Source organism: Ruegeria sp. BH8 (genome assembly GCF_056538065.1).
This window is the reverse complement of the sequence record NZ_JBQFSP010000004.1, coordinates 127060-139654: the sequence shown is the minus strand read 5'-3', so window position 1 is coordinate 139654 and position 12595 is coordinate 127060. Positions and strand designations below refer to the sequence as shown.

The window sequence follows — 12595 nt, the reverse complement described above, 5'->3', positions numbered from 1 at the left end:
AACACCATCACTCGCGGCCCCCAACAGACACTCAGCGCTCTGGTCTGCTGCTGCGATCGCAGCCAGTCTTGCAGGCCTTGGCTGTGCGCTCAGTACTTCTGTTGAACACCGCGGAGCTTTTGCGGAAGATGGTCAATTTGGTTTGGCGTTGATGTCTTGCCTGGCGCGCAGTCTTTAGCTCGATCACGTTTGGCGGTCGGAAGCGGCGCACTTCATTCGGTGACTCCGAACTTGTCCAGGAGCGCCTCGGCGACATCGCGGATTGCAGCGCGCGCCGCTTTTGGGTCGGTTTTGGCAATATCATACAAAGCTATCATGGCCTCCGAACCTGATGCTGCTGTCAGCCCGTTCACCAAACGGGTCTTCTCAGTGGGTGAAAGATTTGCCGAGCAAAGGGCGTTTCTGAACATTTCGACCCGCCGCGCGCCGCGCCTGTCGCCGGGACCATGCACGAGCCAGGCATCCAAGCTACGCGCAAGGAACTGACGGAAGGCCGCTTCATTTTCGACTGAGAGGTCGAAAATATACAGAGCGACCGCAATCGTTTTTTTCCGCGCGCCCTCATGTCCTGCGACCACCTCTTCGTAAGGACGCACAGCCACGGCAAGTCCTGCTTCGTTGGCCAAAATCTGCGGGTCCGAAAAATACCGGTACGCAGTCGCGCGCGAAATTCCTTTCTCTGCCGCTGCGGCCGCAACGGTTACGGTTTCGCCACGCAACATCAGACTTCGCGCGCCCTCAAGAATCGCTTCGCGGGTTCTGGATCGTTTGCTGAGACTTGGCGCCATCAAGCACTCCAAAATAAGACACTTGCCTCAAAATGAGACATATGTATCATAATTACGTATATGCGAACTAGAATCAACAAGGAGAAGCCAATGAACGTCCAACGTCACCGCACCTACGATGTCTTGGGAAATGTCGTTAAATTTCTGGCGTATCCTGACGAAACCGACGGCAAGTACTGCGTCATAGAGTGCATTGTTCCAAAGGGCGCAGGTGCCCCACCAAATATGCACGCCGGCGAAATGGAAGCATTCTACGTACTGGATGGTGAAGTTGCTTTTCACGTCGATGGAGAAGACATCGTTGCGAAGAAAGGCATGTTTCTAACAGTCCCTGATGGAGCGATACACGCCTTTTCCGGTGTCTCAGAGGAAGCGAAACTACTGATAGTGAACGCCCCCGGCGTGATGCACGAGCGGTTCTTTACGTCCGTCGGATCCGAATTGCCCGAGGGCGCAACGCGGCCTTTGCCGCCGAGCGGTCCTCCAGATATCCCGGCCCTGGTTGCAAAAGCATCTTCCTTGGGCATGACGATACTCGCGCCGGAGGTTGCAGATCACCGCGCCTAAAGAGCGATGAATCGACGGCTATCAGCGGCTGCTTATGGTCAATGCTTCGTTTTTTTTGAATGTCACAATGGCATCGCGTGTGCGCCCGCAAGAGAGGACCACTACCATGTTTCGCATCGCAGAAATCGCCATTCGTGTTGAATACTTGGACCGGGCAATTGCGTTCTATCAAAATTTTCTGGGCTTCAAATTCCATCACCGCGAAGCCGGTGTGGTTTTTCTGGAAGTCGGCGCACTGAATTCGCCGCTGGGCAAAGTCGGGCACCCGCAACTTCTCGCTCTATTCGAGAGAGGACACTCCATCGATGCTTCGCTTTCAACGCTCGACCACATCGCCTTTGAGGTTCCCGACGCCCAATACGATCTGGAGCGGTCCCGTTTCGAAGGCCTGAAAATGATCATTCGCGAACGCTCATGGCCCGACAGTCTGCCCTGGAATGGTCGGTCGTTCTTTGCTCAGGATCCGGACGGTAATGTAATAGAAGTCATTGCTGCCAATACCGATTAACCCAAGGCCGAACTCCTTGCGGCCCTAACCGGACATTTACCTAGAGGGGCAAAGTCTTTGACCGTTCCTTGAAGCAGACGTTCTTATTGAGCGTCACTCATCAGATCACGAAGTACTTGCGATAGTGTCTTTCCGGCCATCTGGCTTACGTTAAAACGTAGAAACGAGTTCTTTGATTGAGTTGGGCTAAAGACATTTCCGGGTGCCAAAACAACATTTTTCTTAAGAGCTTTTCGCGCCATCGCAGCAGCATCCTGCCCGTTGGGCAGTTCGCACCATAGATAAAATCCACCTCTGGGCTTCACGAAAGGCCTTATGTCCAGCGTATTTAATTCTTCGATTGAACGCGCGCGGACGCGATCCAATTTGTCCCTAAGCGCCTCCATGTGTTTGCGATAGCTGCCATCAGTGAGCGCTGAATGTAGCAATTCTGTCACCATTGGGCTGGGGCCTCCGAAGCTGATCGCAACCTGAAGCTCAGTCAGAGACGCAATCCAGTCAGGGCGCGCTGCTATGTATCCACATCGCAACGATGCAGAAAGGGTTTTGGAGAAGCTCCCAATCGTGAGAACCCTATTCAGCCCATCCAGTGAAGCCAGCCTTGGCGAAAGATCAGGTTCGAACTCAGAGAAAATAGCATCTTCCACGATCTGCAAATCATAGGTTTCGGCCAAAGACAGCACACGGTGTGCAGTCGCTGCAGTGAGTGTCGCGCCCGTTGGGTTGTGCAATGCCGAGTTGGTCAGGTAGAGCCGTGGGCGCTCTCTCAAAAGCACGTTTTCAAATGCGGCAAGGTCGGGGCCGATAGGCGTGTAGGGCACACTGACAATGGAAATCTGGTGCGCTCTTAGAAGGGCCTGAAAGTTGAAATAACAAGGATCATCTACCAAAACGGTATCACCGGGCTTGAGAAGCAATCTACAAATCAAGTCCAGCGCCAGCGATCCGGAATTGGTGAGCAAAACAGTATCGGGATCTACCTCTATGTTCTGGTCGCACAGCATTCGTGCCACATGCTGGCGCAGACCAGAATGGCCCTGTGCACAGCTGTAATCTGTAAGCATATTGTCGTTGCCACGTGCCACTCGGCGCATCGCTCGCCGGAGCGACTCGACAGGCATCCAATCGGCAGGCATCCAGCCACATCCAGGCTTTGCCATGCCCTCGCTGGCGTCAATCGATTGTCGCGCAACCCAGAGCGGATCAATCTCGCGCTCAAGCAGCGGCCCGGTCTGTGAAACCTCGAACGGCTGTACGCGGTCTGACACATAGAAACCTGAGCCGCGTCGAGCAAAAATAGCTCCTTTTGCAGCCAAGACATCATAGGCCTCAACCACTGTCGAAGGTGACACGCCCAAGCGCGTTGCGAGGCCCCGGACCGAGGGAAGTTTTTCACCCGCACCCAGTGCCCGCGATCGGATGAGACGCGTTATGTGTTCCATCACAAGAGCTCTACGGGTTGCAACGGCCATATAAGATTGCCTTTGTATGGGACTGATGAACAGTACAGTTTACGTGAATTGTATCGCTTTGTATCTGCATTTTTCCCACCACTCCAGCTACAAGGTCCCAAAAGGGATCTTTCTTTATGAACTCCTCGTTTTCTGGCTGGGGCAGCGGACTACTCGGTGTGTTGATCTTCAGCGGATCACTACCCGCCACGCGGGTGGCTGTAAGTAGCCTAGACCCGCTCTTCCTGACATCAGCCCGTGCGGTTCTGGCGGCGGTTCTTGCAATTTTCTTGTTGGCCCTTTTCAGAGAGAAGCGACCCTTGCGCACGGATCTGATTTCTCTTGTTGTAGTTGCCTTCGGTGTGGTGATCGGCTTTCCGCTTTTGACGGCACTGGCACTGCAACACATCACAGCTGCGCATTCGATCGTCTTTATCGGCTTATTGCCCTTGAGCACCGCTGCTTTTGGCGTGCTGCGTGGTGGTGAGCGTCCGACCGCGTTGTTCTGGGTATTCTCAATCCTTGGCAGCTCCGCCGTCGTTGGTTTCGCGCTCTCCCAAGGCGCTGGCGGTTCGCTCATTGGCGGTTTCTTTATGGTAGCGGCGATCGTGGCATGCGGGTTGGGCTATGCTGAGGGAGCGCAGTTGTCGCGCCGATTGGGCGGATGGCAGGTGATTTCCTGGGCGCTGGTTCTATCCTTACCTATTATGGCTGCTTTCGCGATTCTGACATGGCCACCCACGTTAAACGAGCTGACCTTGCCGGTCTGGTTCAGTCTAGGCTACGTCTCGATCTTTTCGATGCTAATCGGTTTCATATTCTGGTATCGTGGCCTTGCACTTGGCGGCACAGCAGGCGTTGGACAGCTTCAGCTTCTTCAGCCGTTCTTCGGTTTGACTCTTGCGGCTCTTTTGCTCGCCGAGCCCGTTGCGCCATCCATGATCAGTGTCACGATCTTTGTGGTGATTTGCGTTGCGGGGGCAAAGCGTTTCGCGTGACGGCCCACTCCTGCCATCCACTGCCCAAGTCGGAAGCCGCGGTCGCAGCCCGCATTCCGGCGACGGTTGGATATGCAAAAGGCGTACCGATGGGTGCCGACCTTAGGGCCCCCTCCGAAGGTGCACAGGCACCAAGGTTCATGGTGGCAGCCCTTCGTGATCCAATTGGCGCTAACCTCGACCGCGTGCAAATCGTGAAAGGTTGGCTCAATGAGGACGGGACGACCGATGAGAAAGTCTTTGACGTCGCCTGGTCAGACGAACGCGAAACTGGCAGCGACGGAAAGGTTCCGCCCGTTGGTGATACTGTGGATGTTGCTTCCGCAACTTGGACCAACACCATTGGTGCCGCGGAACTTGCGACAATCTGGACTGATCCTGAATTCGACCCGACGCGCCCGGCTTTCTATTACGCGCGTGTGCTCGAGATTCCGACACCACCCTGGTACGTCTACGACGCATACCGCTACGGTATCGACATCCCTGAAGGCGCTCCTACTTCGCAGCAGGAGCGTGCCTACACGTCTCCAATCTGGTACACGCCGCAAGGCTGACTGATTGCCAAGTTTGGGTCGAAAAAAACGCGATCGACTGTTCGATGGTGCGGTTGAGAGTGGTACCGCCTCTCGTGCGAAAACAGGTCTCGGTGGAAAGACACGACACAACCTGAACAATATGCTGGCGGCGCTCGGAAAGGGCCATTTAGAAAGCGTCGGACCTTTCTCACTTTTGGTAATCAACCCGAACTAATCCTTAGCAAAGTTGACGCCACTCGGACATTGATGTGTCAAAACGCGCAGCGGTGTCAGAGCGAATGGCGGCTAAGCGCAAAGTCTGCGACTGCGGTTCGATAGACAGAACCTCCGCGCTTCTGAACGGCGAATGTTGCCCCTTTTACAGGCGGCTTGCGCGCCCGATTAATTAAAAGTCAGAAGAAAACAAGCGCCTTGGTTGCTTGGCACAACACTGAGTTGCCCACCAATTGCTTCCATGGTCGCTTTGACAATATTCAGGCCCATACCCGTGCCACCGGCCTCTCTTTTTGTTGTAAAGAAGGGCTGCAAAATCTTGTCCTTGTTCCCTTCACTGATACCGTGGCCATTATCCGCAATTTTCAGACAGATGACACCGTCGTTTTGATAGGCTGTCAGCACGGCATCCTGCGCGCCGTGTTGCTGAGCGTTCTCGAGCATATGTGTCAGTATGATGTGCAGGGTGGGCGCCGCGACGGGTAAGGGCAGGTGATCGTTCTCAGCCTTGATGGCAAGCGCCGGGAACGTCTGAACGACCTGATCAGTGATGTCGTTCAGACAGCATGTACCGTTAATGGCGCTCTGATCGGCAAGGCTGAAGGCGCGCATATTGGCCAGCAGATCCTCCATCCGCTTTCCGCCCTTTTCTACAGTGTCCAGCAGGCGGTGTTTCTGCGCGGGTGGCAAATCATCGTCGCGCAGCAGCTCTGCCGCACCTTTCAGGGCAGTGAGGGGTGACTTCAGCTCGTGGGTGACATGGGCGGTGTACGTTTTCAATCCGTCCTGCTTGTCCTGCAAGCGTTCCGTCAGCGATTGAAAACTCTGGCTCAGATCCGCAATTTCCCGCGTGCCAAGCTGGTCTGGTGGTTCCCATGCCTGACCACCATGGCCCGCCATCTGGCTGCGCTGGATCAACAGGTGGATCGGCCGGGTGATGAACCGCCAGAACACGTACCCGATTAGCGCCGCGGACAAAGCAACAAATGCCGCGGCTTTGGCAAGGTTGAAACGTTCGCCGTACAGAAAGCGGAAAATATGGTTCGGGGTACGGCTCAGGTAAACCGCCCCGATAAGGGTCTGATCCACGAACACTGGCATCGCCACGAAAACGCGCACGCGGGCACCGCGGCTGAGGGTATAAAGTGCAGGCGTTGCATCCTCGCGCACGCGGGTGCGCGCGACCGAGACGGTTTTCCCTGAAAGGGCCTCGCGAACCTCGTCAACATGACCCAGCTTTTGGCTGATTTCCGCAGTACCGGCAAACACGTTCCCATCGAGGTCCAGCATCCGGTAACCCGCAAGGGTTTGCGCCTGTGCGGCGTTGGCGATGCGGCTTAGCGGGGCGGCGATTGCCTGATAGACCGAGCCGGGTCGGACGGTTGCGGGTCGCGCGTCCGGGCGCGGCGGCAGAACCGTTTCGCGATTGACCGACAGTGACGGGAACACCGCGTGCTCGGTTGAGATTGCACTCGGGCGGGGCGGCTTGATCCCGGCTGCATCTGCATAAAGCTCGGCATACGCCGCTGACATGACCGCAGCCTGTGTCAGCAGGCTTTCTTCGGTCTGTTGCACCAGTTGACTGTCGTAAAAACGGAACAGGATCAGCCCGGCAAAGGGCAGGCACAGGACAATGCCCAGCACCAGCAGAACGATGGTCCACAATCTGGGGCGCCATTTGCGGTTCAGCCGGGCGTGCATGCACCCATCCTGAGGCCGACACCGTGAATGGTCACGATCCCTTCGGCACAGCCGGCCTGGGCCAGCTTGGCACGGACATTGCGTATATGGCTGTCAATGGTGCGGTCCGAGACGTGGATGTTGTAGCCGTAAAGCGCATCGATCAGCTGCGCCCTTGACAGAACACGGTCGGGACGGGCCATCAGAGTTGCCAGCAGCCGAAATTCCGAACCGGTCAGCGTCACGGGCGTTGAAGCGAACCTGCACAGGTGACGCTCTGCATCCAGGTGCAGGCTGCCTTGCGACAACACCGGATCGGGCTGGGCAGGTGTCGGAGCGCTGCGTTTCAGAATGGCCTTGATCCGGGCCACCAATTCGCGTGGGGAAAAGGGTTTCGTCAGATAATCATCGGCGCCCAGCTCCAGCCCGACGATACGGTCGACCTCGTCATCGCGGGCGGTCAGGAACAGGATCGGCACGTCCGAGGATTTGCGGATGTCCCTGCATACTTCCAGACCATCCTTTTCGGGCAACCCGATATCCAGCACGATCAGATCGGGGCTTTCCTGACGGTTTGTATCAAGCGCGGTCAGGCCGTCGCTGGCCAGAAGTGGCGCATAGCCTGCCTTTTCAATCGCGAACCTTGTTACCTCAAGGATATCCGGATCATCGTCGACAACAAGAATGCGTGCAGGCATCAAATGGGGTCCTTCAACTCTGCTGCCGATAATAGGCTTGGATTCGCCATCTCCGAAAGCCCCATTCGCGCCAGTTGGTGATTGCATCCTTTTTCAGATCATATCGCATCCATACGTCACAGACTTGCTGTCCGGTTCTGGTTTCATGATCGCGGATAGCGGGGTAAGCATCAGCACCAAGGCTGCATATGTAACCGGTATCCTGTTGCGTCAGAGCGCTGCCGTGGCTCAGATTGTAGCTGGCAATGACTGATGCGAAATTCACAAAGTTGCAGATATACAAGACCACCAGAAGCGCTGCAAAACAACGCCGCAGAAGCCAGGTTGTACCAAAGCCGCGTTGGATTTGCACCACGATCAGCAGCAAACCGGTGAAAACCAGCGCCATCCATATGAAGGCGGCCACCCGCAAATAGGTAAGCGCATAGGCGTCGACGTAATGATGCAGCCGGATGGCAGCTGTCAGCACCAGGAACACGTTTTGCGCCAACCACATATAGATCAGAATGCGCAACGTCCGGTCCGCGCCGATCATGCTGTGAGTGACCAGAGTGAATACGCCCGCCATCAGGGCCGTCGCCACCAGCGGATAAGCGCCCCGATGGGCATAAGCGGCATAGCTCATCCCTTGAGGCAGGGATACACCGCCGGTCAGGATACCAAGGTCCATCACGGTTTGTACAAGGAACATCAGGTTGAACAGCAACAGCGAATTGCGCACCGAGATTGGATTGATCAGAAATGCAGCCCGGCTTGGGCCTGTCTTCGGCATGGTGGCTGGGCGGGCAATGCCGCCCAGCCATGGATCGCTGAGGTTTAGGAACGGCCACAGCAGCGAGGCCATAACACCCCAGAACAGAAGCCGCAGCCAAAAGTACCCTTCGAACAGAAGACTTGGGTCCAGCTCTGCCAGAAGATCTTCCAGCACCGGATTGGCGGCGGCCAGTAAGGCAAGGAAGACCGTACCCAATAGCAGCGGCAAGGCCAGCGAGGCTGCGTGGCGGCGGCTGTCGGACCCAAGATCGGCGGCCACTGCGGTGCGACATGTGTCGCGCAGCAAAAGCGTCGCGCCGATGGAAGGCAGGCGCAGGGCGGAGCGCAGCAGCAGACGTTCGTTTACGGCCTGACCGAATAGCGCCCAGGTGGCCAGACTGACCAAACCAGCAAGGCTGAACAATAACGATAGAAGCTGCAAATCGATGGCCACCGGCAGGTTGGTGAACAAGGCAAATGCGGCGGCTATGAGCCATTCCGTTGCAGTCGCCCGCCGGGGTTTCATCGCCATGATCGCGGCGGACAAGACCAGCGCGAAGACTGAGACAGAAATGCCTAGCGGTTGTTCCCAAAACAACCAATCAGCAAGCGCTACCAGCGATGCAAGAAGCGGGATCGCATGGCGCATTTTCAGCGTGGACATCAGAGAGCCACTCTGCTGTCGTCTGTTGCCTCCCCATCGGGGGGCCTCGTCCATCTTTCCCAGCCACCACGCGTCCAGCACGATGCTGTCCGGCACGCCGCGAATTGTCAGTTCCTGCCTCATGTCCTGTCTCCTGCTTGCAGGTTTCCTTTCCCGGCAGATTGCCTGCGGCGCTTGCATCTTTGGCGCGACGTATCCGCAGCCTTCATGGGGCTTTCGTGCAGAAAATGTGCAGAGGCGGTGAAAGGCATTACCCACCACGGGTTCCGAGCTGCAACTCGCGCCGGGCAATAAAAGCGACGCGATCAGGCATTGAACTGCAAGCAAAAGCGCAGTGTGACACAGTTGAACCTTCCCCTAAGAAGCGGTTCGCCGTTATGGCTGGGGAAACGGAGGATCGAACATGGCTAACCCTCTCTATGATGATTTGTTTGGCATTCACGCCGACAAAGATACGGCTTTCCTGCACCTGACAGACGGGACGACCGTCACCTATCGAAACTTTCTGAGTACAGCCGCCCGGATCGCCCATGTGGCCACGCAACTGGGCCTAAAACCCGGGGACCGGGTTGCGGCTCAGGTCGATAAATCGCCTGAGGCGCTGGCGCTATACGCGGCATGCGCGCAGGCAGGCCTGGTTTTCCTGCCGCTGAACACCGCCTATACCGTGGACGAACTGACGTATTTCATCGAAAACAGCGGCGCGTCACTTGTTGTCTGCGATGGCCGAAGCAAAGACCAACTGACCCTGATTGCCGTGCGTTTTGGGGGCAGGGTGGAAACGCTGAATGCGGATGGCTCGGGCTCGCTGATGGATCTGGCGGTTGCAATGCCAGACAGCTTTGCGACCGTGGATCGGGACGGTGAGGATCTGGCGGCGTTTCTTTACACGTCGGGCACCACCGGACGTTCAAAAGGCGCGATGCTGACCCAGAACAACCTGTTGTCCAATGCGCGGACACTGGTCAAAGAGTGGCGGTTCACGTCGGAAGACGTTCTGTTGCACGCGCTGCCGATCTTTCACACGCATGGGCTGTTTGTGGCCACCAATATCATTTTGGCTGTCGGCGGAAGCATGATCTGGCTGCCAAAATTCGACCCGGATCAGATCATTAACAGAATGCCCGGAGCCACGTCGATGATGGGCGTTCCGACCTTCTATACGCGCCTGCTGGCAGACGCGCGTTTTACCAGCGAGCTGACCAAACATATGCGCTTGTTCGTATCGGGTTCGGCCCCATTGCTGGCGGATACCCATGCACAATTCCAGGAGCGTACCGGGCATCGTATCCTAGAACGCTATGGCATGACTGAAACCAATATGAACACCTCAAACCCCTATGACGGCGAACGTCGCGCGGGCACGGTCGGGTTTCCCTTGCCGGGGGTCGAACTGAAGATATGCGATGCAGTCGGCGACCCCTTGCCGAAGGGTGAAATCGGTGAGATCGAAGTGCGTGGCCCAAACGTGTTCAAGGGATATTGGCAGATGCCGGAAAAGACGGCTGCCGAGCTGCGCGAAAACGGGTTTTTCATCACCGGTGATCTGGGACGGGTCGACGAAGATGGGTATGTCCATATCGTCGGGCGCAACAAGGACCTGATCATCTCGGGTGGCTACAATATCTACCCCAAGGAAATTGAGCTGGTTCTGGACAGCCACCCCGGTGTTCTGGAGAGCGCAGTGATCGGCGTGCCGCATCCCGACTTCGGTGAAACCGTGCTGGGCCTGATTGTAGCGGAACCCGGGCAGTCTCCGGATCTCGACGCGGTCATGGTTGCAGTGCGCGACAGCCTGGCGCGGTTCAAACATCCCCGCACGCTTATTCAACTGGGTGAATTGCCCCGCAATACAATGGGAAAAGTCCAAAAGAACATCTTGCGTGACCAGTTTAGGGACATGTTCAAAGCCGGGTCACAAGGCACATAATGGCAGAGCCTAGATAAGCGTCGGAAACTTGATATAGTCCTCAAAACCAATGGGGACAGAAGAATATGAACAATCGTTTGCGCAAAATCACCATCGTAGGTGGCGGCACGGCAGGCTGGATGACCGCGTTGATCCTGGACATGGTGTTTTCACGCACTTCAGCAACAAAAGACCGACCACATATCTGCCTGATCGAAAGCCCCAATATCTCGACCGTGGGTGTTGGTGAGGCTACGGTGCCGCGCATGCCGGTCACGCTGCGTCAGGCGGGCATTTCCGAACGGGATTTTTTCCGCGAGACAAACGCGTCCTTCAAGCTGGGTGTGAAGTTCTGCAACTGGAACAAAGACCCCAAAGGAAAACGCATCGATTACGTGAACCCCTTTGCCCATGGCCAGATGCTGGAAGGGTTGGACGCCGCCGAGTATTTCCTGCGCTTTGGCAACGGAGAGCGGGACTTTACACAGTCCATCTCGCCTCACGATCATCTGGGACGTCTGTGCAAAGGCGCGCGGCAGCTGGGTCAGCCCGAGTTTGAACAGCGTTTTGGCTATGCCTATCATCTGGATGCGGTGAAGTTTGCGGGTATGCTTACCACGGTCTGCACAAAGCGCGGCGTCGAGCATATCCAGGACGAGGTACAGAAGGTCGAGCTGGATGAACAAGGCAACGTCAGCCATCTGATGCTGGAGCGGGCAGGACGTCATGACATCGAAATGGTCATCGATTGCACCGGGTTCCGCGGCCTGATCATCAATCAGGCACTGGGCGAGCCGTTTTTGGATTATTCGGACTATCTGCCCAATGACCGCGCCATGGCGTTGCAGGTTGAACACCGCAATCCCAATAAAATCGAAAGCCTCACGCGGTCGACCGCGCTGGGCGCGGGGTGGACGTGGCGGGTGCCGCTCTACAATCGTGTGGGTACAGGCTATGTGTTCTCCTCGGCGCATCGAACGGATGATCAGGCGGCCGACGAATATCTTGAATGGCTGGGTGACAGCGGCAAGGGTTTGACACCGCGGATCATCCCGATGCGCGTCGGGCGCGTGCGCAATGCCTGGGTCAAGAATTGTGTGGCAATTGGTCTGTCCGGCGGGTTTATCGAGCCGTTGGAAAGTACCGCGATCCACATGATTGACCACGCAGTGCGCTGGTTTGCAGAACACTTGCCGACGCGCGACGTCGCACCGTCACTGCGGGCAAGATACAACCGGCAGATGGACAAGCTTTATAACGAGGTTCTGGAATTCATCTGCCTGCACTACCGATTGGGCAACCGAAAGGATGATCCCTATTGGATCGACGCGCGGACAGAGATGAAGATACCGGATCGGCTGGCCGAGAATCTGGAGCTGTGGCAGCACCGTCTGCCGATGGATCACGATGTGGAATTTGCCACGCTGTTTGACCATCGTGTTTATCAAACGGTTCTGTTGGGTAAACAGGTCTATGATACGGGTTACGGTACCGGCATCCGAGATCGTTTGCGACCGTTGAAGAAAGTGATCTGGTTCCAGGGCATGCAGCGTGCGAAAGAGGATCTTGCGCAGATAGTCAAAGTGATGCCGGATCATAAAACGCTGCTGCGCGATATCCGGGGTGAGCTGGAAAAACCGGTCTTTGGGATGGCGAACGTGGCGAAACCGACGGTTGCGATGCCGGGCACGAAACCCGCACCTGTTACGATCCAGAACATGCCGAACTTTGCTGAAATCCAAAGCGGCGCGAAGGATTTGCAACTGTTCTAGCGGTTCTCTGCCCTTACGAAGGAAATTTAAGAAACTGAAGGACGAGGCATTCAGCCCC

Annotated in this window: 11 protein-coding genes; 6 read left to right on the top strand and 5 right to left on the bottom strand. The window is 56.3% G+C overall.

Annotation, left to right across the window (positions count from 1 at the left end):
- Window positions 1–212 precede the first annotated feature (212 nt).
- The gene (locus ACR0AD_RS10640) at window positions 213–788 is read right to left on the bottom strand and encodes a hypothetical protein (RefSeq protein ID WP_480483844.1); all 576 of its coding nucleotides are present in this window, start codon (window positions 786–788) and stop codon (window positions 213–215) included.
- Between the two features lie 90 nt (window positions 789–878).
- Here ACR0AD_RS10640 and ACR0AD_RS10635 point away from each other — a divergent pair, with 90 nt between their 5' ends.
- Complete coding sequence (locus tag ACR0AD_RS10635) at window positions 879–1355, top strand: cupin domain-containing protein (protein ID WP_480483843.1); 477 nt, start codon at window positions 879–881, stop codon at window positions 1353–1355.
- A 67-nt stretch (window positions 1356–1422) separates the two neighbouring features.
- On the top strand, window positions 1423–1863 hold the full coding sequence (locus tag ACR0AD_RS10630) for a VOC family protein (protein ID WP_480483842.1): 441 nt from the start codon (window positions 1423–1425) through the stop codon (window positions 1861–1863).
- Between the two features lie 83 nt (window positions 1864–1946).
- Here the strand turns inward: ACR0AD_RS10630 and ACR0AD_RS10625 are convergent, their stop codons facing one another.
- Window positions 1947–3335 carry an aminotransferase-like domain-containing protein gene (locus tag ACR0AD_RS10625; RefSeq protein ID WP_480483841.1) on the bottom strand — a complete coding sequence of 463 codons (1389 nt, stop codon included), beginning with the start codon at window positions 3333–3335 and terminating at the stop codon, window positions 1947–1949.
- A 116-nt stretch (window positions 3336–3451) separates the two neighbouring features.
- Here ACR0AD_RS10625 and ACR0AD_RS10620 point away from each other — a divergent pair, with 116 nt between their 5' ends.
- The gene (locus ACR0AD_RS10620; protein WP_480483840.1) at window positions 3452–4312 is read left to right on the top strand and encodes a DMT family transporter; all 861 of its coding nucleotides are present in this window, start codon (window positions 3452–3454) and stop codon (window positions 4310–4312) included.
- Complete coding sequence (locus ACR0AD_RS10615; RefSeq protein WP_480487266.1) at window positions 4309–4866, top strand: DUF3604 domain-containing protein; 558 nt, start codon at window positions 4309–4311, stop codon at window positions 4864–4866. Before ACR0AD_RS10620 ends, ACR0AD_RS10615 begins: the two co-directional genes overlap by 4 nt.
- A 363-nt stretch (window positions 4867–5229) precedes the next feature.
- Here the strand turns inward: ACR0AD_RS10615 and ACR0AD_RS10610 are convergent, their stop codons facing one another.
- From ACR0AD_RS10610 to ACR0AD_RS10600, 3 genes are read right to left on the bottom strand one after another with little or no spacing between them, the layout of a single operon-like run.
- The gene (locus tag ACR0AD_RS10610) at window positions 5230–6762 is read right to left on the bottom strand and encodes a sensor histidine kinase (RefSeq protein ID WP_480487264.1); all 1533 of its coding nucleotides are present in this window, start codon (window positions 6760–6762) and stop codon (window positions 5230–5232) included.
- Window positions 6747–7439, bottom strand: coding sequence for a response regulator (locus ACR0AD_RS10605; protein WP_480487262.1), 693 nt, complete (start codon window positions 7437–7439; stop codon window positions 6747–6749). The genes ACR0AD_RS10610 and ACR0AD_RS10605 overlap by 16 nt, the downstream gene beginning before the upstream one ends.
- Window positions 7440–7452: 13 nt before the next feature.
- The gene (locus ACR0AD_RS10600; protein WP_480487260.1) at window positions 7453–8979 is read right to left on the bottom strand and encodes a DUF4153 domain-containing protein; all 1527 of its coding nucleotides are present in this window, start codon (window positions 8977–8979) and stop codon (window positions 7453–7455) included.
- Window positions 8980–9259: 280 nt separating this feature from the next.
- Between ACR0AD_RS10600 and ACR0AD_RS10595 the strand changes: the two genes are divergently transcribed.
- Together ACR0AD_RS10595 and ACR0AD_RS10590 are read left to right on the top strand one after the other, a co-directional pair.
- Window positions 9260–10786 (top strand): malonate--CoA ligase, encoded by a 1527-nt coding sequence (locus ACR0AD_RS10595; protein ID WP_480487258.1) that lies wholly within the window; start codon window positions 9260–9262, stop codon window positions 10784–10786.
- Between the two features lie 65 nt (window positions 10787–10851).
- Window positions 10852–12537, top strand: coding sequence for a tryptophan halogenase family protein (locus ACR0AD_RS10590; protein ID WP_267365576.1), 1686 nt, complete (start codon window positions 10852–10854; stop codon window positions 12535–12537).
- The last annotated feature ends 58 nt before the right edge of the window (window positions 12538–12595 follow it).